Consider the following 23,804-nt stretch of genomic DNA (forward strand, 5'->3'; position numbering starts at 1 on the left):
TTTCGGAGCTTTTACAAAAACAGAAGAATGACGATCAGCCCACACATCACACTGACGGTCTGATACACTTTCTGTTTTTCCTTTTGTTCTCCCCTCACCTGATCGATCACATAATCCAGACGTTTCAGATAATGTTCCAGGCTTTTTTCATTTTCTCCCATGCTTTTTCCGAAAAAGGCGCATCCTGCCCCTGCAAAAATTTCTTTTTCCTCCAAAGAGAGCCCCAGCCTTTTCTGCCACGCTTCAATCCGCTCCTGCCAGAGTTCCTGTCCGCATCCTCTTTCCTTCTTCTGTAATCCCTCACCCATCTCCTTGCAGATCTCATTCAGATACGGGTTTCTGCTGTGTATCGCATGTTCCAGCACTACCTCCATGGAATCCATCGTATACGCTGTTTCATTTGCAATGTCAAAGAGCAGTTTTCGTATGTCATAAAGCAGCCGCAGATGATTTTTCAGATCCATTTGGATCTGAAATCCAAAACCAACGCTTGCCAGAAGAATCAACATACTTCCCAGCACTTTTAACATGTGATCCGCTCCATATGCTCGTCATAAACCTGCATTTTTCTCCTCCCGTCGGCTTCTTTTTCCAGAAATATAAACCGCTGAAAAAGTCTTCGCTCCATCCACCGTTTCAGATACGGTTTTTCCGACAGTTCTTTCATATTCCCTGCATGGATCGTGCCAAGCACTCTGCTCCCACAGTTTAATGCCTGCTCTACCGCATAAAAATCTGACTCGGCTCCAAGTTCATCCACCGCAATGATCTGCGGTGACATGGAACGGATCAGAAGCTGCATTCCCTCTGCCTTTCCACAGCCGTCCATCACATCGGTTCTCGGTCCCATGTCATTCTGTGGCACACCGTGAAAACTTGCCGCAATCTCCGAGCGTTCATCCACCACACACACCTTCAGCCTGATCCCATATGCCTCCCCATTCGACAATGCCCGGATGGAATCACGCAAAAGTGTTGTTTTCCCGGCTCCCGGCATTGACAGGATCAACGTGTTATAAATGCTGTCTCTCTGCCGGATCAGCGGCAGTATTTTTCTGGCACATCCACACTTTTCATGGGCGATCCTGATATTTAAGAACATGATCGGACTGATCCCTGCAATTTTTCCATCCACCAGAACGGTCTGCCCTGCCACACCAACCCGGTGTCCTCCCTCGATCGTGATGTACCCCTGCTTAATCTCCTCTTTGTAGGCGTACAGCGAATAATTGCTGATATAATTCAACATTTCCCGCAGATCTGCCTCGGTCGCATGGTACAGATCTTTTTCCCATCTTCTGTAGTCCTTTTCGCTACAGAACATTTGTTCTTTTTCTTTGCCGGTCAGATAACAGTTGTCGCTTCCATAGCAAAACTCGATTGGTTGTCCGACTCTCACCCGGATCTCCTCCAACCCGCTCTGCCATGTATCGTCCTGAAAAAATGTTCTCATATGTACCGGAAACAACAATCTTATTTCACACAAGGCGGCACCTCACTTTCTGTTCCATCCTCACGGAATTCTTTTTTTAAAGAAAAAAAAGCCATGGGAGTTTGTTTTCTCCCATGACTAATTCTATGACTTGTCTTTCTTTTTATGACTGTTATTCTATTCTTTTCTTACATTCTCTCCGGTGCAGAAAATCCTAATACATCGATACAGGTCTCAAGAACGGACTTTGTAAGCTCTAACAGACGGATGTACGATTTCTGGACTGTCTCATTCTCCTCGGACATGATCTTGGTTCCATGATAGAAACTGTTGAATGCATTGGCGAGGTCATAAATATAGGAACAGATCTTATGAGGTGCTGTCTCCTCAAAAGCGCTCTCCATCACTGCATTGAACTTGGAGAGTTCTAACATTAAATCTTTCTCGCTCTTAGAGTGCGCCGACTCGATGACTGCACCGCTGTCATCTTTTCCAAGACCGTGATATTTGTTTAAGATCGATTTGATACGGACGATCGTATACAGGATGTATGGACCTGTATTTCCTTCAAAAGAAGTAAAGCGGTCAATATCAAAGATGTAATCTTTGCTTGCCTGATTGCTCAGATCACCGTATTTGATCGCTGCAAGTGCGACCATTTTTGCAGTGTTCTCTGCTTCCTCTGTGCTGATTCCAAGGTTCTCCTTTGTTTTCTGGTTCTCCTGGATCTTTGCAAGCATCTCCTCATTAATACCGGAGATCAGATGCTCTAAACGCATCACACCGCCATCGCGGGTCTTAAATGGTCTTCCGTCCTTGCCATTCATCGTACCAAAACCTAAAAACTTCAGTTCTGTTTCCGGTTTTACGATACCTGTTTTTCTTGCGCAGCGGAATACCTGTGTGAAATATAACTCCTGACGCTTGTCTACCACGTAAATAATCTCGTCCGGGTTATAGTCTTTCATTCTCCATACCATAGTTGCAAGGTCTGTTGTATTGTAAAGGGAAGCTCCGTCTGATTTTAAGATCATACATGGAGGAATCTCTTTCGTGTCGGTATCCTCTTTGACATCCACGACAAGAGCGCCGTCGCTGATGTATGCAAAGCCATCGTCCTTCATCTTCTGAACCATATCCGGAATATATGGCTGTGCGTCAGACTCGCCCTTCCACAACTCAAAGGAAACATTTAAGTTTGCATAGTTTCTCTTTAAGTCTGTCACGGACACATTTAAAATATGTTTTAAAAGTGCCTGATAACCGCGTTTTCCGTGCTGCAGTTCAAAAGTCGCCTGCATGGCCGCTTCCTTATACGCCTCATCCTCTTTGGATTTCTTGCTGGCAGTCGGATAAATCTCCTCTAACTCAGAGATTGTAAATGGTGCTTCTTCTGGATACTCTCCGGTGTGAGCATCATCAAAATAAACGAGTTCCGGTCTTCTTAACTTTAACTCTGTGATGATCAGTCCCATCTGAAGTCCCCAGTCGCCCAAATGCACGTCACCGATCACATTGTGTCCCATAAATTTGCCGATACGCTTCACACTCTCACCAATGATTGCAGAACGCAGATGTCCTACATGGAGAGGTTTTGCAACGTTTGGTCCGCCATAGTCGATCATGATGGTCTTTGGCGCTTCTGTCTTTTCACATCCAAAACGTCCCTCATCTTCCTGCATTTTTGCAACATAATCTGCAAGGTATGCCTCATCAATTTTCAGATTGAGGAAGCCCGGTTTTACAGATTCTGCCATCGCAAAAATCGGGTTTGCAGCAAGTTTTTCCACCACTTCGTCTGCGATCATAAATGGGGCTTTTTTGTATTCCTTGGCGGCTGCCATGGCGCCGTTACACTGGTATTCACAAAGATCAGGTCTGTTTGATAAAGTAACCTTTGCATATTTTGCATCATATCCGCATTCTGTAAATGCTTTTGTCACTTCATCTGTGATCAAATCCAAGATTTTCTTCATAACTTTTTCCTTTCGTTCTCTCTTATAGATACTGCTAACTATATAGTTTACTTGCGTTTTCAGAAATCGTCAATATTTTCTTAAAAATTATTAAAATGCCATGAGAAAGAGAGTTTTATCTCTTTGACATGGCATTTTTATAACCTTCACATTTATTCATTCTTAAAAATAACATTTCTCATTTTTGCCAATGCATTCAATAAGATAGAGCCAAGAATACAGCAGCAGATCACTTCTCCCGCGCCGACGGTCAGCATGTAAAAAGGAATTGCGACATCATGTCCACCAACTTCCATCGCAAGTCCGTATCCGTAGCGCAATACAAATGGAATGATCACCATATTTGCGATCACCGGAGGAAGCGTGCACAAAAACTTATGTTTCCGCAGTAAATACGTTCCGACTGCACCGAGTAATGTTGCAAGGCTTCCGAACACGACATCATAAACCGCTGCCCCTGTCAGCAGATTGCTCAACAGACAACCGATCGCCAGTCCCGGAATCGCTGCCGGTGTAAAAAATGGTAAAATGGTAAGTGCTTCGGAAATTCGTACCTGAATGGCACCGGAAGCTAAGTTAAATGCACTGATAAAAATAGTCAGCACAACGTAGATCGCTGCGATCACTGCAGCCTGGGTAAGAAATAATACCTTTTTGTTTCTCATATGTTTTTCTCCTTTAGTTTTGTTTTTCGTCAGGAAGGTTCCGAACTGACGTTTGTTTTTGCAGAATTGTACCTCTGCATGAAAAAATCGTTGTGTTCCTCACACAACGATTTATAAACTATCATATTCTGCCTGCAATTGCAAGACTTTTTTATAATGGTTTCCATATGTTCCCATATTCCCTGCTGCTGTGCGGTATTCATAACACCAAGAAATTTTCCAATTTAAGCAAAAAAATTTTCCGCCAGCGTAATACTTCCGATATAAACCACAGGTCCTGTCATAAACACGCGGTCGTCCTCTGCAAATTCCACAAGCAGATCTCCGCCCTGCATATGAACCTGCACACGGTTTCCCACCAGTCCGAGTTTATGTGCTGCAGATGCCGCCGCACAGGCTCCCGTGCCTGACGCATATGTGTACCCGGCTCCCCGCTCATAGATTTCAATCTGAATATTTTCCCGGTCAACTACGTGACAGAGCTGCATATTGATCCGGTTTGGAAAATATTTTGAATTTTCCACATATGGTCCTAAATGCAACGCTTTATTCTTGCTGATTTCTTCCATCATCACGACACAGTTTGGGTTTCCCATGGACACGCAGGTGATATTGTAAAAATTATCACAGAAGAAAACGGATTCATTGATCATATCTCCCTCAAATCCTACTGCATGGATACTGTCTGCTCCAAATGCGGCATATCCCATATCGACTTTCATGCGCGATGCATCCTCATCTAAAAACTCCACCTGTACCGGTCCTGCCTTTGTCCAAAGCTCATAGCACTTTTCTTTCACATATCCGGCATCTTTCAGATACTTTGAAAAAATCCGGATGCCGTTGCCGCTTCTCTCAGCTTCACTTCCATCCGGATTAAAAATACGTACTTTTATTTTTTCATTCTCCAACACAGGACCAGATAAAATACCATCTGCTCCCACTCCGGTATTGCGCCTGCACAACAGCTGTATCTGCCGTTCCTGTAATAATTCACGGTTCTGATTCGGATCATAGATCAGATAATCATTCCCAAGACCGTGATACTTTTTTAATGTAACCAAAACGATCCCACCATCGCCTGTTCTTACTATTACATTATGTGGCAGACTACAAAATGTGCATCTGCCCGCAACCCTGCCAAAACAGCTTCAGGATTCCTATCCCTCATGCTGCTCATGTTCGATCAGGTTCTGTAATCTGTCATCTTTCTCATGCAGGATCTGTTGGATTTTTGTCTGTGACACTTCATCGATTGCCTCGATCTCTGCCTGTTTTAACTCTGACTCTTCGTCATAGACATGATTTTCCTGTGGATATATGCCGACGGCATGTTCCCGCTCTTTTTCTTCCTCTTCGCCGCCAATTGCTTCCGGGGAACCATAGGAAACATTCCAGTATTTTATGATACTTCTTTTCATTTTTTCCTGTCTGTTCTTCTCATCGATCAAATCTTTCATATATGCACCAGCCTCTTGTTGTATTCTTCGTATCCCATTTGATTCTGCTTTTTTTAACAATCCGTCTCTACTGAAACGATTTTCTTACCGTGTATAGTATAGCATTTTTTTCCTAATAAAAAAAAAGTTTCTTTCTGTATAATTTTTTCTTAAATGCCACATCCTCATTAATAGCATCCGACATCGACAGACCTCGGAGCTGATCCTGATTTTAGAAAAGACCGGAGGATAGCAACATGCCTGCATATAAAGTAGAAATCTGTGGCGTCAATACCGCCAAACTCCCAATTTTAAAAGAAACCGAAAAAGAAGCCCTGTTTGCACGGATCCGGCAGGGCGATCAGGAAGCAAGAGAGATGTATATCAAAGGCAACCTGCGCCTTGTGTTAAGTGTGATCAAGCGTTTCTCCGGCAGCCATGAAAATCTTGATGACCTGTTCCAGATCGGCTGTATCGGACTGATCAAATCCATTGACAACTTTAATCCAGATCTGCAGGTAAAATTTTCCACTTATGCGGTACCTATGATCATCGGGGAGATCCGCAGATATCTGCGTGACAACAACAGTATCCGTGTGAGCCGCTCCCTCCGCGACACTGCCTACAAAGCGATCCATGCCAAGGAAGTTCTGTCCAAAAATTCATTTAAGGAACCTACACTGCAGGAAATCGCAGAGGAATCCGGGGTTGCCGCAGAAGACATTTTATACGCACTGGATGCGATTCAGAGTCCGGTAAGCCTCTATGATCCGGTCTACACCGATGGGGGCGATACCCTCTATGTCATGGATCAGATCAGTGATAAGAAAAATAAAGAAGAAAACTGGGTGGAAAAGCTCTCTCTAAGTGATGCCATGAACCACCTGTCAGAACGCGAAAACTTCATTATCAACCTCCGCTTTTTTGAAGGAAAAACACAGATGGAAGTGGCGGATGAGATCCATATTTCCCAGGCACAGGTCAGCCGTCTGGAAAAGTCTGCATTGAAAACCATCCGCCAATATCTTACCCTATAATATTATCTCGACCATTTATCACATAATGCATTAATCTGATCTGCAAATTTTGCAAGTTCCTTGTTCGGCAGACCCTCGCACTTATTAATAACCTCAAGCAGCCTCTGTCCTGCCGCAAGAAGTCTTGCAAATACGTTGCTGGAAGCTTTTGATGATCCATTTTTCTTCTTCTCAATCATCTCTCTGCTTCCGTCCGCAATCTGCTCTCCCGTCACAAGATCAAACGTATCGCCGCTATATGGTGCATACGTGTCATACCCATATACTTCATGCACATGCGCCGCAAAATTCTCCGTCACTTTGTCGTCCCCATGTACAATAAACACTTTTTTCGGTGGTGTCTCAAATGCCCCAATCCACTTTGTCAGATTATTCCGGTCTGCGTGACCGCTGATTCCCGGAAGATTCTCAATCTTCGCATGTACCTCGATGGTCTCACCAAAAAGTTTTACCTGCTTTGCCCCATTTAAAAGAGAATTTCCAAGTGTTCCGGGAACCTGATAACCAACAAATAAAATCGTGGAATCCTTTCGCCAGAGGTTGTGTTTTAAATGGTGACGGATACGTCCTGCCTCACACATACCGGATGCGGAAATAATAACTTTCGGCTGCTCGTCGAAATTGATCATCTTGGATTCATCACTCGTGATCGCCATGCGCAGTCCCGGAAAACCGATTGGGTTAATTCCCTGATGCACAAGATCCAACGCTTCCTCGCTGAAACAGTCCTCCACGTTCTTATTAAAGATCGTAGTTGCCTCCACTGCCAGCGGACTATCGACAAACACCGGGAAATTTTCAAACTCCGGCAACAGATGTTCCGTCTTGATCCTTCGGATAAAGTAAAGCATCTCCTGCGTTCTTCCTACGGAAAATGCAGGGATCACAAGATTTCCACCTCTTGTAAAGGTATCCTTCAATACCCCTGCAAGTGCGACTGCATAGTCCGGCGGTGTCTCATGCTCTTTGTCACCGTACGTGGACTCCATTACAACATAATCCGCGTCTTTGATATACTGTGGATCTTTGATCAGTGGACGATTACCATTTCCGATATCCCCCGAAAATACAACTTTGACTTCTTCATCATCCTCTCTGATCCACATCTCAATGCTTGATGAGCCGAGCAGATGTCCTGCATCCACAAACCGTACCTTTAATCCGTCACAGATCTCCACAATGCTGTTATATTCACACGGCACAAAGTGTGTCAGCACCCCCATTGCGTCATTCATATCGTACATTGGTACCACTTCCGGTTTTCCGGCCCGTTTTGCTTTCCGGTTTCTCCATTCTGCCTCAAACATCTGGATATGTGCGCTGTCTTTTAACATGATATTACAGAGCTGCGTTGTTGCCTCTGTCGCAAAAATCTGTCCCCGGAATCCATGATTATACAATAGCGGCAGCAGACCGGAATGATCAATGTGTGCGTGTGTCACGAACACATAATCCACCGCTGCTGCATTCACCGGAATCTCCTGATTCACATACAGATCCGGTCCCTGCTCCATACCACAATCCACCAGTACATGTTTATCCCCGAATGTTACATAATGACAGCTTCCTGTCACCTCATGCGCTGCACCCAAAAATTCTATCTGCATCTGTCCTTCCCCCTGTCTGTAAATTCCAGTCCGTTTTCATCTGATCCCCATGCAGTCATCTGCTGCATGTTGTCTCATCTGTCCACTGTCTGTTCCCATTGTCAAATAGTTCGACTTTTCCTTTAATTTATAACACAATTATACTCCTGTTATTCAAATCGTACAATTTCTTTTTTCAATCTTCCCATAATTTTTTTCTCAAGTCTTGAGATATAGGACTGGGAGATTCCAAGCATATCTGCCACCTCTTTCTGTGTCTTCTCCTCCCCATCAGAAGTATTCAGTCCGAACCTCAGTTCGATGATCATCCGTTCCCTTCCAGACAGCTTTTCGATCGCAGTCTTTAACAGTTTCCGCTCTACATCCGTTTCCATGTCTTTCCCCACGACATCCTCATCCGTCCCCAGAATATCCGATAAGAGCAGTTCATTTCCATCCCAGTCCACATTTAAGGGTTCATCGATGGAAACCTCCAGTTTTGTCTTGCTGTTTCTCCTCAGATACATTAAAATCTCATTTTCAATGCAGCGCGATGCGTAAGTGGCCAATTTAATATTTTTGTCCGGATTAAAGGTATTGATCCCTTTGATGAGACCGATCGTTCCTATGGAGATAAGATCCTCCACTCCGACCCCTGTGTTATCAAACTTTTTTGCTATGTATACGACCAGCCGCAGGTTGTGTTCGATCAGCTCCTTTCTCGCCCGCTCTGCATGCACACCATCGAGCATCCGGATACAGTATGCTTCCCGCTCTCCCTCCAACGGTGGCGGCAAAATCTCTGCACCTCCAATATAGTGCACCTCATCTTCCTTTCGCAAAAAAAGGCTGCAAATCCCGGACAGAAAATGAACCTTTTCATATCTTGGCAGTACAAGTCTCATGATCATGTTTTGTTCCTCTTTCCTGACACTCCAGCATAGATGCATGAAGAATCATATCATATTCTTTTCCTTCCAATAATCCTTCATTTGCAATTCCAACCGTTGCCGGTCTTATCTCGACTTCGTGCCTTCCATTCTGAATTTTTATGCATGTGATCTCTGTCACCGGCAAAAGCCCCTCCTTCTGCCCCAGGGAACAATAAGGGATAAAATGTACCCTGTCCTTTTTCGGATTTAAGATCTTTGCGGCCACTTTTTACTTAAAATACATACTGGTCTATGATTATATGGATCTCTCAACTGATTTCCACTGTCCCAGTATCCCATAGTTTCCATCGCATGCCCCCGATGCACCAATGTCACTGGGAAAAGCTGATTTCCAAACTGTTTTCTACGTCCCAGATACCATGTGACAACCGACAGAACCAGTGCCGCAATGACCGCCTGAATCCAGAAAAATGTCATTCCTGTTGCACTGCTTCTCAATAATTCCATAACCCCGCCAAGGAAAATGACCATCAGATAAATGACTGCCCAGTTTTCTAAAAACGTACGCCACGAACTTTTTCCAAAACACAGGACGACCATTCCTGTATTGAGCAGGAAGTGAATCAGGATCGCCCTGCAGAAAGGCTCTGTGACAGTCAGTGTAATGATCAGACTTCCCACAGATGACAGAAATGCGATAAACCACAGTCTTCTTCCCTTTACCTTGCGCCGCAAAAGGCAATTTGCGCCTGCGAGCGCAATAAAATCCATCCACAGATTCTGTAACAGATAAACATCTGCATAAAAAATATATATTTGGAACCACTCCCTCCTTTTCCTTCTCCATAGTCACATTATATTTTTTTAGAACCATCTTTTTTGTCAAAACACTTCCTCTACTTTCAGAAGTTCATCCCGTTTTTCTGACAAAAAAGACCGTTACATGAAAACCTTATGATCTTCATGTAACGATCCTGTCATATTCTTATGTAATTATCTTCTGGAATTCTTAAGGAAATCCGGAATCTTGATATCCATCTGCTGTACAGAACTTTCTGGCTGGCGTGGTTTCTGGATACCAGAGAAAGTTGGTGCCGGGTTTGGCTGTACCGGAGTTGTATAACCAGCCTGTGCTGCTGGTCTTGGTGTTACAGGTGCTGTTGGTCTTGGAACAGTTCCCATGTTCTGATACTGCATCTTAGGAACAATTTTGCTTGCTGCGTTTGCACCGGCAGTCTCAAGTCCTGTTGCAATAACCGTAATGGTTGCCTCATCTGTCATAGACTCATCAAACTTCGCACCGAAGATAATATTGGCATCATCTCCTGCAAGATCCTGTACATAGCTTGCTGCATCATTTGCATCCATTAAGGAGATATCTCCGGAAATATTAATAATAACGTGTGTTGCACCGTTAATAGTTGTCTCAAGCAATGGGCTGGCAACTGCAAGTTTTACAGCTTCGATCGCCTTGTCGTCTCCCTTGGCAGAACCAATACCGATATGTGCAAGTCCCTTGTCCTTCATAACGGTGGAAACATCCGCAAAGTCAAGGTTAATGAGTGCAGGTAAATTGATAAGGTCTGTGATTCCCTGTACTGCCTGCTGTAATACTTCATCTGCCTTCTTCAATGCATCCGGCATTGTAGTACGTCTGTCTACGATCTCTAATAATTTATCATTTGGAATGACAATCAGTGTATCTACGCTCTCTTTTAAACGTTCAATACCACCGGTTGCGTTCAACATACGCTGTTTTGCTTCGAATTTGAAAGGTTTTGTAACAACACCTACGGTTAAGATTCCCTGCTCTTTTGCGATCTTGGCAACGACTGGTGCTGCACCTGTACCGGTTCCGCCACCCATACCACAGGTAACGAAAACCATGTCTGCACCTTTCACTGCAGCCGATAATTCCTCTGCACTCTCTTCCGCTGCTTTCTGTCCAACCTCAGGCTGTGCTCCTGCACCAAGCCCTTTGGTAAGCTTCTCGCCGATCTGGATCAATGTCGGTGCCTTACATAACTGTAATGCCTGCTTATCTGTGTTGATACCAACAAACTCAACACCACCAATATTTTCATCGATCATTCTATTTACAGCATTATTACCAGCTCCTCCAACTCCGATCACGATAATTTTTGCACTGGCATCTGCTTCTGTTGTTCTAATTTCCAGCAAGGTAGTTCCTCCTTCATATCTCCCTATATTTATGTCAAATATGATAACCAGACAAGCCCATTTCTACTTTGTTTAGTTATCTACTCTCGAAATCATACTATATTTTGCGTTTTTTAACTCTTATAATCTATAATATAATTTTCCTACAACAAATCAACCGCTTTTTCAAAAAAAATCAAGTTTTTACGGTTTTATTGTTCCACTGGCGGCATATCCTCCGCCGGTGCATTTTCGGCTGGCTGCTGCTCTTCGGCCGGTGTATTCTCTGCCGGCACATCCTGTGCAGGTTGTTCTTCCGCTGGTGTATCTGCCGACGGCTCCTCAGAAGGCTCTTCTGTCGTCTCCTCTTCTGTTTCCGATTGTTCTTCTGCCCTATCCCAGATAATGTCGGTGGTCTCCGGTGTCCATGTCTCTAAATGGAGTGTGCCGCTAAGTCCGTCAAGCTGTGGCAAAATAATGGATAACCTCACAACTTTCTGCGACAGGTTGTCCTCAGAACCAATTTTCACCTGAATTGTTCCATAGTAAAGCACCGGCTCCATGTTACTGTCATACTGGATCTCATCCGGGAGCAGATTATATTTTTTCAAAGTCTGTGTCAGGTTCAGTAAATCCCGCAAAATATCACTGTTCTCTAATTGCAGTTTCTCATAAAGTACCACTTCCTCACAGGAGATTCCTGTGATCTTTGGCACACCGTCAATCACTTCCGTAGATGTCTCGACTACAAATCCATCTTTGTCAAAATAAGCATTCTGACCAATGGAATTAATATAAAGATAGCCGAGCATTCCTTTTTCGTAAACTTTAATATGTACGGTATGGGGATTGTCCAGTGAAACCTCCATCGTATCTACAAACGGAACTTCCCCGATATCCACAAATCTGTATTTCAGATCTACATACAGGGAATTCCAGGAATATTCATCATTCAGCACCATGTTTTCAATCTGTGTGGAGCTGTACAGTTCATTTCCCTCCACGACAACGTTTTCCACGGTAAAAACATTCATGACAATGAAAACGCCCGCTGCGATAAGCAGAATCAATATCAACAGGATGTACAATCCTATCTTTCTGCGCTTTTTTCTTCTTCTCTCTTCTTTTATCATATTTAATTAACCTCAAATTTAATTCCCTTTGCCACGGAAAGCGCAAGCCCCATCTCTGCAAGCAGGAATAAAACCGAAGTACCTCCATAACTGATAAACGGCAGTGAAATACCGGTATTCGGGATCGTATTGGTCACAACCGCAATATTTAAAATAACCTGGATGGACAAATGCGCCATAATACCAACCACGACCAGCGCCCCATAAAGGTCTGACGCATTATTGGCAATGATCATAAATCTCCAGATCATCAGCAGAAACAATAAGATCACGCACACCGCGCCAAAAAGTCCAAGTTCCTCACAGATAACAGAGAAAATCATATCATTCTGCGCCTCAGGAATAAATCCCAGCTTCTGCATACTCTCGCCAAGCCCTTTTCCAAATAAACCGCCGGAACCGATCGCATACAGTCCCTGTAAGGTCTGATAACCCTTCTCGTAGGCTTCCGGATTCAGCCAGATCTTGATACGATCCATCCGGTATGCCTCAAAACTGATGAAAACAACACCTACCACACCGACTGCCGCTGCCATCAACACAAAGTGGGAATACTTCGGACTGGCAACAAACAACATACAGACTGCAATTCCAAGTATAATGATCGCTGTACTTAAGTTATTGTAGGCGACCACTGCAACGATTGGAAGCACAATTGCCATTATCTTGACAAGGCTCATGAATTCACCCATTTTCTGTGGTGTCTTATAAATAACCGTTGCCAGAAAAATAATAACCGCAAACTTGGCAAACTCTGACGGCTGGAAAGATAACGGCCCGATTTTTAACCATCTCGCCTGACCGTTTGCCTCTGTACCAATAAAAATAACGGCGGTACAGAGCACGATAGCTGCCAGATACGCCATGGAACTCACCTTCATCCAGAACCGATATGGGATCTTAGATACGATATACATACCCACGATCCCCAGTCCTGTTGCAAACAACTGTTTTTTTACAAAATAGGAAGCATCCCCAAACTTATTGGAACCTGCATAGGAACTGGTACTGTACAACATGACCAATCCAAAACACAAAAGAAAAATGATCAGAAACAAAAGACTGTAATCGAAATATTTAATTGGCTTTTTTTCTTTTCCGTCTGCTGACCTCTTGCCATTCCAATTCCTCATTTCTTATTTACTGCACGTCATGCCATTATGCCTGACATTTTTTATTCTGCCAGATTGCGCACGTATTCCTTAAAAATGCGTCCGCGCTCCTCATAGTTTGCGAACATGCCCCAGCTTGCACATGCAGGGGAAAGCAATACCGCATCCCCGCTCACTGCGTTTGCATAACAGGTGTCAATTGCCTCCTCAAATGTATCACAGAGTATGACATCCTCAAAGCCATGTTTCTTCGCACATTCCGCAATCTTTTCCTTCGTCTGACCGATCAGCACGAGTTTCTTCACCTTGCCGTCAAAACTCTCAATCCACTCATCATATTCAGACTGTTTGTCATAACCTCCACCGATCAACAGTGTCGGACGGTTCATCGCGCGGATTCCCTGGATTGCCGCATCCGGGTTTGTTCCCTTGGAATCATTGTAAAACTTCACGCCGCGTTTTTCTGTCACATACTCAATTCTATGCTCGACTGCCTGGAAACGTTTCAGCACTTCCACAATTTTATCCATCGGTACGCCAAAGCTTACCGACATTCCGACCGCCGCCATGACATTCTCATAATTGTGTTTTCCTAAAATATTCAGCTCGTTTACGTTGATCACTTTTGTGTCCGTTGTGCCGTCTGCATAAAAAATATCTTCTCCGTCCAGATAAAGTCCCTTTTCCAGTTTGCGCTTGCTGCTGAAAAATACAACTTTTGTCTGAAGTGTCTCGCCAAACCTGCGCAGCACTTCATCCTCATAATTCAACACACAGGTATCCCCGGCGGTCTGATTCTTTGTAATGCTCTCTTTTGTCTCGATATAACATTCCATCGTATGATGACGGTTCAGATGATCCGGTGTGATATTTAAAATAGCTGTCACTTCCGGCGCATACTCATGTGTTGTCTCTAACTGGAAGCTGCTGATCTCTGCGACTGTCACAGTATCCTCTGTCGTGTCTGCCGCTACCGATGTGTATGGGATCCCAATATTGCCGACCACTTTCACATCATCGAAATAATTCGCCATGATCTCACCCACAAGCGAAGTTGTCGTAGTTTTTCCGTTTGTTCCGGTAATTGCAATAATTCTTCCTTTTGCAAAATGATAGGCAAGTTCAATTTCGCCCCAGATTGGAATCTGTCTGTTTCGAAGTTCATTGACCATCGGAAGGTCTGTCGGCACGCCCGGACTTAACACAACAAGATCAATGCGCGCCATATCTTCCGGTGCAAGTTCTCCCAAAAGGATCTCTGCTCCGGCAAATACCGGATTTTTCTCGATCAATGCTGTCACATCTAAATCTTTATTTCCATCAAAAAGTACAAATGTGATTCCTTTTTTTCTGAGCAGTTCTGCGGCTGCAACCCCGCTTTTTCCAGAACCTACTACTAACACTCTTTTTCCTTCTAAATTCATCGTCTTATCCTTCCAATCTCCTGTCCGAATCCGGCAGGTCATTTTGCAATTTTCCAATGCGATTTATAAGCCTAATAATGCAAGCATGCAAAGCAGTGCTGTCACGATTGCAAACACTGCGACAACTCTCGTCTCTGACCATCCACCAAGCTCAAAATGATGATGGAGCGGAGCCATTCTGAAAATCCGCTTTCCAACACCTGTTTTTTCTTAGTGTATTTAAAATAAGTAACCTGAACCATAACAGATATGACTTCTGCCAGATAAATCAGTCCAACGATCAGGATATATAATGGCATCTGGAGCATATAGGCAGTTGCCACAACAAAGCCACCCAGTGCCAGGGAACCGGTATCTCCCATGAAAACACTTGCCGGATACACATTAAATAATAAGAATCCAAGCAGGGCTCCTGCTACTGCACAGGTGATTGGTGCAATCCCTGCATTCGTTCCGATTGCCACAACGGAGAAAAAGGTCGCAACCATAATGGTAACACTTGACACAAGGCCATCCACACCATCGGTAAAATTCACACCGTTTACGGTTCCGATCACTGCAAAATAAAGTAATGGAATCGCAAGCCATCCGATATTTAAGTACTTTCCGCCGGAAAACGGGATCAACATAGTAAGTTCAATTCCGGAATAACGCACCATGTAAACTGCAAATACTGTTGTCACAATAAACTGTAAGATCATCTTCTGCCACGGGAGCAGTCCGTCTGATCTGCGGAGCACTACCTTCAGATAATCATCCAGAAAACCGATCACACCGAATCCTACGGTCATAAAAAGGATTGGGATAATTCTCGGATAATCTTTGACATAAAACAGGGAGGTAATGATAATACTTGCCAGTATCATAAGTCCACCCATAGTCGGGGTTCCATTTTTCTTCAAATGGGATTCCAACTCTTTACGCTCCGTCTGCCCCACCTTTAACCGTTTCAAAAAGGGGATCACGATCGGTCCTAAAATTGCACTGATTGCAAAAGAAATCAAAACTGGTATCACTATTTCATAATCCATGACTAAACACCTCTTGTATTTTTTCTAACGTTCAATTCGCCTAACTAGTATACGTTATTTCATCTCATTTATCAAGGTAAGGCAAAATGTTTTCGAATATTTCCTTCGCCACAGGAGCAGCGATCGTTCCGCCGTAATAAATCCCCTGCGGATTGTTAATAACAACAAGCACAAGCACCTGCGGATTGTCAGCGGGCGCAAATCCGAGAAACGATGAAATGTATTTATGGTCGCTTCTTGGAAGTGTCTGTGAGGTTGCTGTCTTTCCGCCGATGGAAAAGCCCTCAATTTTGGCATTTTTTCCGGTTCCCTCTGACACCACTTTCTCCAGCAGATAGCGCATCGTTTCCGAAGTTTCTGCTGTGCAGATATTCTCATGCGTTTCATCGGAGAACGTTTTTGCTGTATTTCCGTCCGCATCCTGCACGCTTACGCCAAAATGTGGTGTCACGCGCGTTCCCCCATTAATAATAGAAGATACCGTCGTGACAAGCTGGATGGGGGTAATCTGAAACGACTGCCCAAACGAGATTGTCGCAAGTTCCACCGGTCCAATATTTTCCGTCTTATGCATGATCGTTCCCGCTTCCCCCGGAAGATCAATATTCGTTTTGGATAACAGCCCGAACTGTTTGAAGTAACCGACAAAGTTCTCCGCGCCTAACCGCTCGCCAAGTTCCATAAAAACCGGGTTGCAGGAGTTCATGATCCCTGTCTCAAATGTTTCCGCACCGTGCCCTGTCGTTCTCGCGCACCGGATTCTTCTGTCCTCCACTATTTTATAACCCGGGCAGAAAAATGCATCGTCCAGTTTTACCACTCCCTCTTCTAACGCTGCCGCTGCCGTAATAATCTTAAATGTAGAACCCGGCTCATAGGTATCACTGATGCACTGGTTTCGCCACATTTTATTCAACAGATTCTGTTTTTCTTCCGCTGACACAGCTTCCCCGGTGTCCCCAGCCAGAGTAAACGGATTGTTCAGGTCAAACTCCGGATAATTCACCATCGCCATAAGTTCGCCGTTCTGCGGGTTCATCACGATCACGGAAACACTGTCCGCTGACTTTTTTGTGCAGACTTTTTTTGCCGCCTGCTCACAGTACATCTGAATATTGTAATCTAATGATAAGCAAAGGTCATAACCGTTCACGGGTTCTAATCTGCTCTCCCCGGCATTCTCGATCTCAATTCCCCTCGCATCGGTTAACGTGAGGATTTTTCCGTTGGTTCCCTGAAGGTATTCATCATACTTTACTTCAAGTCCCAAAATGCCCTGATTGTCGGCCCCGGTAAATCCAAGCACTTTGGAAGCGAGCGTCCCATAAGGGTAATATCGTTTATAATCCTCATCCACTTTCACTCCGGAGAGTCCATAGGCTCTGATTGCATCCCCGGTCTCCTTTGCGACATTTGTTTTCACACGCTCGATGGAACTGACTTTCTCCACGCGCTTTCTCGCAGTCTCTTCCGGAATACCAAGTTCTCTCACAAGCATCTCAATGACTTTCTCGGGTTCTTCTATCTGGTTATGGATCACGGAGATCGTGCACACAGATTTGTTTGTGGCAAGCACTGTGCCGTTTGCATCCAAAAGTTTTCCCCGTGCCGCCTTAATATCACGTTCCCTCTCATGAAGATTCTCCGCTTTATTTCCATAATATTCGGAGCAGAAGATCATCAGATATACCAGTCTTCCAATCAGAAACATCATGATAAAAAAAACTGCCACGAATACGATCATTACCTTTTTGCGGTTAAAGGTCTTATTCCGATACATAAAACAAAAACCTCATAAAAGTCTTCCTTGCATTTTATTCCAACTTTTATGAGGTTATGTTTTTATTCACTGTTATCGGACGTTGTTCCTGCTTCTTCGGCATTTACACCATCATTTTCGGCGTTTTCTTCGTTGTTTTCCCCGGCTCCCGGAATATCCTCCATGGTATCCGGCACATCATCCGTTCCTTCCGGTTCTTCCTCCGGAATATTTCCTGTCACACGGTCTGTCACAGCGGCTGCGCCTGTATCCGTTCCGGTAATATCCCACCCAGAATGTAAGCCTGTCGTCTCCTCATCCGGATAAATATTCATATAAGGAAGTACTTCTTCTAAAATCTCCCTCACAATATTCTGTGCAAATGTGCTGTGTGGCTGATCCTGCGAGTTCGGCTCATCCACAAAACAGTAGATCATTAACTGAGGATCGTCCACCGGTGCAAAACCGATAAAAGAAACCAGATAGTTCACACCATCACGCGGCACTTTCTGTGCCGTTCCGGTTTTACCTCCCATGGAGTAACCGTCTACTTTTGCCGTATTTCCGGTACCGGATGTCACGGTTGAGTACATGTATTGTTTTAATGTATCACTTGTTGTCTTAGATACAGTTTCACGCAGCAACGTCGGAGAAATATCCTGAATCGTATTTCCATTCTGATCCGTGATCTTGCTTACCACTCTCGGCTGATATAACTTACCGCCATTGACCAGAGAACAGAAAGCAGTTCCAAGCTGGATCATCGTGGTATTAAAGTTCTGTCCGAAAGCATTGGTTGCAAGACTCAGCTGTGATGTTGTATCCAATGTGTAAATCAGGGAATCTGTTCTCGATTCTCCCGGAAGATCAATGTTCGTTTTCTGTCCAAATCCAAAAATCTGCTGGTACTCCGTGAAATTCTCTGCCCCGATCCGGTAGGACATCTGCATCAGGGCATCATTACAGGAATTCATCAATGTCTGTTCCAAAGTCTGCATTCCGTGTCCACCTTTTCTATAGGCAACACATTTTACGGTAAATCCGCTGAGCTGTTCGGCTCCATCACAGAAAAAGGTATCATTGGTCGACAGTGTTCCTGTCTCAAGCCCGGCTGCAACCGTAAATGGTTTTGCTGTTGATCCCGGCTCATAAGTATAGGTCAGACATATGTTCTGCCACAACTGATTTAACGCTTCGAGTCTCGCATCATCATCCATCGCATCGATCTCTTCCTGTGTATAATACTCAGATAAATCCCATGGATTGCCCAGATCGTAGTTTGGATACTGTGCCATTGCAAGGACATCGCCATTGTCCGGTTTCATGATGAGCACGCCGATTCTTGTTGCTCCGCCCTCACCCTCTCTGTAACCATCTGTATAGGCCTCATTAAACTCCTGTATTTTCTTCTCTACCACCGACTGGATCGTCGCATCGATCGTTGTCACTAACGTATTGCCGTTGACTGCCGGTTTGATCGTTTTTTCAAAATTACTGTCTGAATTCAGATATCCATACTGTCTGCCGTTAATTCCATTTAACGTGTCATCATAATAATTTTCCAGTCCATTAATTCCGAGGTTACCGGATGTTGTGAACCCGATCACAGAACTTGCCAGTTTTCCATATGGATATTGTCTCTGGTACTCTTTTTCAAACCAAACACCTTTGATATATGGATTAACCAGTTTTCCCTTTTCATCCCGCTCCTCCTGCAGATTCACAAAAGGCTGGATCGTATCATAGGATAAACGTTTGGCAAGCACAATATATCTGCTGTCCGGAGAGTCTTTCAGATAAGAATAAAGCTGTTCACTCGTCAGATCCGGGAAGCAGCTTACAAGCGCATTGATCGTCGGCTCCACATATTTTTCATCATCATTTAAAACGGAACAGTCCAGAATCACATTATAAACTGCGATACTGGTTGCCAGCACAGTTCCTTTTGCGTCTACAATGTCACCTCTCTGATAAGGAATTGTCTGGCTGTCATAGCCCTGCTGTGCCAGAACGATTTTCTCATATTTTTCTCCACTGGTGTATTCAATATACATCAGTCTTCCGATGAGTCCGATCATAAGCGCTGCAACAACCGTAAACATGACGATCATTTTTTTCTGCATACGCTTTGGAAACTTTAACATCGGCTTTTTCGGTCTTCTTTTTGCCATTCTACCACCTGAATTATTTTTTTGTCTGAAAATCCCCCTATTGCGGGATTTCATTATACTGATTCATGTAGTCTGTCTTATCTACAGAGTAGTAGACGATCTGATCCTGTGTTGCATAAAACATACCAAGTTCATTGATTGCCTTCTCCTTGATCGCATCGAGATCTACTGCGGTATTAATTCTCTTGTAAGCCTCGTCATTGTCAGCCTTAAGGTCTGTCACCTGGCTCTCTAAGCTTGCTATTTTTTTCATTCTTGCAGTCACATCAGACTGAAGCTTAATATAAGCTCCACAGAAAATGCCAAATACGGTCACTGCCATTGTCAGGAATACAACATAACTTTTGCTCATGCGAAGCGCTTTTGCCTGATTTCTGGCTGCGGCACGTCTGCGTTTTCTCAGCTCTTCCTCGCGTTCCCGCTCCTGTCTGTCTCTGCGCTCTTTGCGGTAATCCGGCATCGCCTCCATACGGCGTACGGTGTTGCCATCTACCTGATATGCTGCTCTATTTCGATTGTTGTGATTTACTGTTCTGTTCGGCATCTGCTACACCCTTTCAAAAACTCTTAATTTTGCACTCTTGGAACGGGAGTTCACTTCTAATTCTTCCTCGGAAGGAAGAATCGGTTTTCTTGTGACTACCTTTCCCTTGGATTTTTTACCACATACACACACTGGAAAATCGCTTGGACAGGTACATGGGTTCTCATTTCGTTTAAAATTCGTCTTTACAATTCGATCCTCTAAGGAATGGAACGTGATAATACAGATTCTTCCACCCGGATTCAAAAGGTCGATCATATCATCCAGATTATTCTGCAGTACTTCTAACTCTTTGTTCAGCTCAATACGGATTGCCTGAAACGTTCTTTTTGCCGGATGTCCACCGGTCACCTGAACTTTCATTGGAATGGAAGCCCTGATGATCTCCGTCAGTTCTCCGGTTGTCTCGATCGGTTTCTTTGCCCTCTCCTGCACGATGTGTTTTGCAATATTTTTTGCGAACTTGTCCTCACCATAATCACGGATGATACGGTAAAGATCCATCTCACTGTATCCGTTTACAATATCTTTTGCAGTCAGGCTCTGTCTGTCATCCATTCTCATATCAAGTGGAGCATTCTCATCACGATAAGTAAAACCACGCTCCAGTGTATCTAACTGAAACGAAGATACGCCAAGATCCAACACGATTCCATCCACCTTTTCCACGCCAATGCGGTGAAGTTCCTCTTTCATGTTGGCGTAATTGCTTCGGATAATGGTGATCTTGTCACCAAATTCCTTTAATCTTTCTCCGGCGGCTGCGATTGCATCCGCGTCCTGATCGATTCCGATCAGCCTGCCTTTTTCTGATAACCGTGAAGCCACCTGGTAAGCATGTCCGCCACCGCCAAGTGTTCCATCCACATAGATTCCGTCAGGCTTGATATTCAAATTTTCAATTGTCTCATTTAGTAATACTGAATAATGATTAAATTCCATTGTGATCCTCTCTGCCTGACTTTTGCTCTGGCTCTCTTTTTTATTCTCTGTGGATCAGATGCTGAACCCTAAATCTGCCATGTGTTCTGCAATCTCATCCATCTCATCTTCATCATATGTATTCTCCTGCCATCTGTCTTTGTCCCAGATTTCCACTCTGCTTAAGACTCCGACTAAAACGACATCTTTTGTCAGATTTGCATATTCTCTTAAAAACTGGTGGAAGAAGGATTCTTCCCTGCTTGTCCAGTTCACAGGAAGCTGCTCCTGCAAAAAGAAACGTGAAAACTTTCTTGCATCCTTGGAAGTCATGGAAATGTTTCTGAATTTCTCTTCGATGTTGTGCCATTCTTCTGACGTATACACAAATAAGCATCCATCAAGTCCCTTTGTCACTACAAATTCATCGCCAAGCTGCTCTCTGAATTTTGCCGGAACTATCAGTCTGCCTTTTGGATCAACTGTGTGGTTGTATTCTCCCATAAACATGACACAATCACCTGCCTTTGTGCGGCAGCTGGTTCCTCTTGATTTTCCATTTCTGTGGTCATTTGCCACCACTTCGAACCATTCTCTACCACTTTCCACCACTTTTAAACATATATTAGACTATTCTTAAGAAAAAATCAATATTTTAGCGCAAAAAAATAATGCCAGACCAGTTATTTCCTGATTTGGCATTATTTTCCATTCTTCTCTACTTACTTCTTTCTGTTTCCTCGATATACTCTTCAATCAGCTGATCGAGTTTTGTACTTTTTTGATAGTAATTATCAAACTTATCCTGTCGTAAAAGTGCCTGATCCAGTTCAAATCGAACGGATTCGATTTCCTGCTGTAACTCACTCAACTTTCTCATATGAATCCTCCTGATTTCCTCAATGGAAAATGCAATTTTACAAATTCAAATTTCTGCTAATTGCCGGAGCAGAGAATAGTCCCTTTTTCTTTTCCCCTTTTTCTTTTCCTCTCTTTTATATTCTCCATATTACTATCCGCAGATTCAAAAATCAAATGAATTAGGTGATGAGTTTTCTCCAAAATTCGACATTTCCAAACGGATTTTTTCACAATTGCACGTATTTCCTACAAAAACAGCGCATCCATTTTTCGACTTTGGATGCGCTGTTCATAAAAAATTAATATTTGATTCGTATGTTTTCCTATCGTTTTTGTATGTTTTTCATTTTTCAGGAATGTTTTAACCGGAATTCTGCCCTTTTCTCGGCGAGTAAATGTATCATTGTCTCCATTGCCTTGTAGTTCACCTCCACAATGTGATGGATATCATCCTCCACATCATGCTTTCTCACAAGATAATCATCATGGGATTTCTGGATAAAATCGCAAAGATTTCTGGCACTGTTAAATTCCAGATGATCTGCTTTATGCGGTTTTGCAGCGTCCGTCCTGATATATCTCCGCAAATCCCGCTTTAACTTCTCCTCGTAAGAACAGTGATCCTTCAGACTTCCCGGATAGATCTTATTGTGAGGATAGGTAAAATAGTCTGCCAGATAGTGGCTGATCTGTCCAAGATCCATGTAATACTTGCGCCCTTTTTTCTTCTCCACCAGTTTCCTGCCCTCGGAAAGGCGCTCAATATGGCGTCTGATATCCGGGTAAGTTCCGTCCATCTCATGGCGCTTATAGACGAAAGATGGCTTAATGTCCGGCAGGACACTTCCGATGTAAAAAGATAATTTATGTTTTTTCAGATCATTGTCTTCCATATTATTTACAATGTAACGTGCCAGTGAAATATGTGATTTTTTTCTCATAAGTACCGCCTCCAAACAGGAATCTTTTTGTTTTTCCAACTCCCATACTACATCTCCGCGGCAAAAGAAACAAGGGTATCTTTGTAAACTTTTTGTGTAGTTTTTGTGTTTTAAAGCACTGGAATCCTGCTTTACAGATGTAAATTTTCTTATCCTGCTTTTTTATGGTCTGCACAAATGGAGCATGTGCAGACCAGTTTCATACCTGTATTAATTATTCATATTTACAGTTGCACTCGAAGCTTGCGCACTCTGTCTCTCCACAGGTGCAGGCTCCGGCACCGGAAATACCGATATGATCTGCGTGACATTTCTCATTTTCATTGAAACGGCAGTGTGTTGCCTCACACGCAACGTCGATTTCCTTGGAAACATCTTTTAATGCGTTACAGGCTGCACCGTTTGTTCCGCGGTCTTTGAAACTTCCGCAACAGGTGCTCTGTGCTTCGGTTGCTTCGCGTCCCTCCACTTGAATGTCGCCTTTGCAGCAACAGCCGTCTTCATTATTGTAGGTGCAGCTTTTCACTGAACAATCCAAATATGCCATACTTTTTTCTCCTTTTCCTTCAAATCTGTCAGACAATTGTGAAACTCCTCATAATCTTCTTTAAATTGTTCAAAATTAACAAAAACATTCAAGACACGCTTTCGCTATGTGTCACTCGCAACGGTACTGCTCATTCTTCGCAGTACTTCGCAAATTCATTTAAAATCTGCTT

The 23,804-nt window shown here is 43.6% G+C and carries 23 protein-coding genes and 1 pseudogene; 1 reads left to right on the forward strand and 23 read right to left on the reverse strand.

Annotated features, from left to right (window positions below):
* Nucleotides 1-11: 11 nt before the first annotated feature.
* The 6 genes from ROSEINA2194_RS05380 to ROSEINA2194_RS05405 form a co-directional block, all read right to left on the reverse strand.
* Nucleotides 12-530, reverse strand: a complete 519-nt coding sequence (locus ROSEINA2194_RS05380) for a stage III sporulation protein AB (protein WP_007884286.1) — start codon at nt 528-530, stop codon at nt 12-14.
* Nucleotides 524-1,486, reverse strand: coding sequence for a stage III sporulation protein AA (gene spoIIIAA, locus ROSEINA2194_RS05385; RefSeq protein WP_227970724.1), 963 nt, complete (start codon nt 1,484-1,486; stop codon nt 524-526). Before spoIIIAA ends, ROSEINA2194_RS05380 begins: the two co-directional genes overlap by 7 nt.
* A gap of 134 nt (nt 1,487-1,620) precedes the next feature.
* A complete protein-coding gene (gene argS / locus ROSEINA2194_RS05390; protein WP_007884290.1) occupies nt 1,621-3,408 on the reverse strand; it encodes an arginine--tRNA ligase in 1,788 nt (595 codons plus the stop codon).
* A gap of 152 nt (nt 3,409-3,560) precedes the next feature.
* A complete protein-coding gene (locus tag ROSEINA2194_RS05395; protein WP_007884296.1) occupies nt 3,561-4,073 on the reverse strand; it encodes a QueT transporter family protein in 513 nt (170 codons plus the stop codon).
* A gap of 224 nt (nt 4,074-4,297) precedes the next feature.
* Nucleotides 4,298-5,137 (reverse strand): diaminopimelate epimerase, encoded by an 840-nt coding sequence (gene dapF, locus ROSEINA2194_RS05400; RefSeq protein ID WP_007884298.1) that lies wholly within the window; start codon nt 5,135-5,137, stop codon nt 4,298-4,300.
* 96 nt (nt 5,138-5,233) lie between these two features.
* Nucleotides 5,234-5,533, reverse strand: coding sequence for a hypothetical protein (locus ROSEINA2194_RS05405; RefSeq protein WP_044927273.1), 300 nt, complete (start codon nt 5,531-5,533; stop codon nt 5,234-5,236).
* A gap of 236 nt (nt 5,534-5,769) precedes the next feature.
* On the opposite strand from ROSEINA2194_RS05405, the gene sigG reads away from it, so the two are divergent.
* Nucleotides 5,770-6,549: an RNA polymerase sporulation sigma factor SigG gene (gene sigG, locus ROSEINA2194_RS05410; RefSeq protein ID WP_007884301.1), complete on the forward strand. Its 780-nt coding sequence runs from the start codon at nt 5,770-5,772 to the stop codon at nt 6,547-6,549.
* Nucleotides 6,550-6,551: 2 nt separating this feature from the next.
* Here the strand turns inward: sigG and ROSEINA2194_RS05415 are convergent, their stop codons facing one another.
* From ROSEINA2194_RS05415 to ROSEINA2194_RS05490, 17 genes and pseudogenes are all read right to left on the reverse strand, one after another.
* Nucleotides 6,552-8,156, reverse strand: coding sequence for an MBL fold metallo-hydrolase RNA specificity domain-containing protein (locus tag ROSEINA2194_RS05415; protein WP_007884303.1), 1,605 nt, complete (start codon nt 8,154-8,156; stop codon nt 6,552-6,554).
* 149 nt (nt 8,157-8,305) lie between these two features.
* The gene (gene sigE, locus ROSEINA2194_RS05420; RefSeq protein WP_007884305.1) at nt 8,306-9,040 is read right to left on the reverse strand and encodes an RNA polymerase sporulation sigma factor SigE; all 735 of its coding nucleotides are present in this window, start codon (nt 9,038-9,040) and stop codon (nt 8,306-8,308) included.
* Nucleotides 9,015-9,293, reverse strand: coding sequence for a sigma-E processing peptidase SpoIIGA (locus ROSEINA2194_RS05425; RefSeq protein WP_007884307.1), 279 nt, complete (start codon nt 9,291-9,293; stop codon nt 9,015-9,017). The genes sigE and ROSEINA2194_RS05425 overlap by 26 nt, the downstream gene beginning before the upstream one ends.
* The gene (locus ROSEINA2194_RS05430; RefSeq protein WP_330370283.1) at nt 9,275-9,844 is read right to left on the reverse strand and encodes a sigma-E processing peptidase SpoIIGA; all 570 of its coding nucleotides are present in this window, start codon (nt 9,842-9,844) and stop codon (nt 9,275-9,277) included. Before ROSEINA2194_RS05430 ends, ROSEINA2194_RS05425 begins: the two co-directional genes overlap by 19 nt.
* A gap of 177 nt (nt 9,845-10,021) precedes the next feature.
* Nucleotides 10,022-11,209: a cell division protein FtsZ gene (gene ftsZ / locus ROSEINA2194_RS05435; RefSeq protein ID WP_007884310.1), complete on the reverse strand. Its 1,188-nt coding sequence runs from the start codon at nt 11,207-11,209 to the stop codon at nt 10,022-10,024.
* Between the two features lie 191 nt (nt 11,210-11,400).
* Nucleotides 11,401-12,321 carry a cell division protein FtsQ/DivIB gene (locus ROSEINA2194_RS05440; RefSeq protein ID WP_007884311.1) on the reverse strand — a complete coding sequence of 307 codons (921 nt, stop codon included), beginning with the start codon at nt 12,319-12,321 and terminating at the stop codon, nt 11,401-11,403.
* Nucleotides 12,322-12,323: 2 nt separating this feature from the next.
* A complete protein-coding gene (gene ftsW / locus ROSEINA2194_RS05445; protein WP_007884312.1) occupies nt 12,324-13,454 on the reverse strand; it encodes a putative lipid II flippase FtsW in 1,131 nt (376 codons plus the stop codon).
* Nucleotides 13,455-13,495: 41 nt separating this feature from the next.
* Nucleotides 13,496-14,857: a UDP-N-acetylmuramoyl-L-alanine--D-glutamate ligase gene (gene murD / locus ROSEINA2194_RS05450; RefSeq protein WP_044927284.1), complete on the reverse strand. Its 1,362-nt coding sequence runs from the start codon at nt 14,855-14,857 to the stop codon at nt 13,496-13,498.
* Nucleotides 14,858-14,920: 63 nt separating this feature from the next.
* A pseudogene (gene mraY / locus ROSEINA2194_RS05455) lies at nt 14,921-15,888 on the reverse strand (phospho-N-acetylmuramoyl-pentapeptide-transferase).
* Between the two features lie 64 nt (nt 15,889-15,952).
* On the reverse strand, nt 15,953-17,668 hold the full coding sequence (locus ROSEINA2194_RS05460; protein ID WP_007884315.1) for a peptidoglycan D,D-transpeptidase FtsI family protein: 1,716 nt from the start codon (nt 17,666-17,668) through the stop codon (nt 15,953-15,955).
* 62 nt (nt 17,669-17,730) lie between these two features.
* The gene (locus ROSEINA2194_RS05465) at nt 17,731-19,818 is read right to left on the reverse strand and encodes a peptidoglycan D,D-transpeptidase FtsI family protein (protein WP_044927278.1); all 2,088 of its coding nucleotides are present in this window, start codon (nt 19,816-19,818) and stop codon (nt 17,731-17,733) included.
* 37 nt (nt 19,819-19,855) lie between these two features.
* Complete coding sequence (locus ROSEINA2194_RS05470; RefSeq protein WP_007884317.1) at nt 19,856-20,362, reverse strand: hypothetical protein; 507 nt, start codon at nt 20,360-20,362, stop codon at nt 19,856-19,858.
* A 3-nt stretch (nt 20,363-20,365) separates the two neighbouring features.
* Entirely contained in the window at nt 20,366-21,304 is a 939-nt protein-coding gene (gene rsmH, locus ROSEINA2194_RS05475; RefSeq protein WP_007884318.1) for a 16S rRNA (cytosine(1402)-N(4))-methyltransferase RsmH, read from the reverse strand.
* Between the two features lie 54 nt (nt 21,305-21,358).
* Nucleotides 21,359-21,892 carry a division/cell wall cluster transcriptional repressor MraZ gene (mraZ, locus tag ROSEINA2194_RS05480; RefSeq protein ID WP_330370280.1) on the reverse strand — a complete coding sequence of 178 codons (534 nt, stop codon included), beginning with the start codon at nt 21,890-21,892 and terminating at the stop codon, nt 21,359-21,361.
* Between the two features lie 109 nt (nt 21,893-22,001).
* Nucleotides 22,002-22,163 (reverse strand): Spo0E family sporulation regulatory protein-aspartic acid phosphatase, encoded by a 162-nt coding sequence (locus tag ROSEINA2194_RS20915; RefSeq protein WP_007884320.1) that lies wholly within the window; start codon nt 22,161-22,163, stop codon nt 22,002-22,004.
* A gap of 331 nt (nt 22,164-22,494) precedes the next feature.
* The gene (locus tag ROSEINA2194_RS05485) at nt 22,495-23,085 is read right to left on the reverse strand and encodes a zinc dependent phospholipase C family protein (protein ID WP_044927279.1); all 591 of its coding nucleotides are present in this window, start codon (nt 23,083-23,085) and stop codon (nt 22,495-22,497) included.
* Nucleotides 23,086-23,299: 214 nt separating this feature from the next.
* Entirely contained in the window at nt 23,300-23,632 is a 333-nt protein-coding gene (locus tag ROSEINA2194_RS05490; RefSeq protein ID WP_007884324.1) for a DUF1540 domain-containing protein, read from the reverse strand.
* Nucleotides 23,633-23,804: the final 172 nt, after the last annotated feature.

Source organism: Roseburia inulinivorans DSM 16841 (assembly GCF_000174195.1).
GTDB lineage: Bacteria > Bacillota > Clostridia > Lachnospirales > Lachnospiraceae > Roseburia > Roseburia inulinivorans.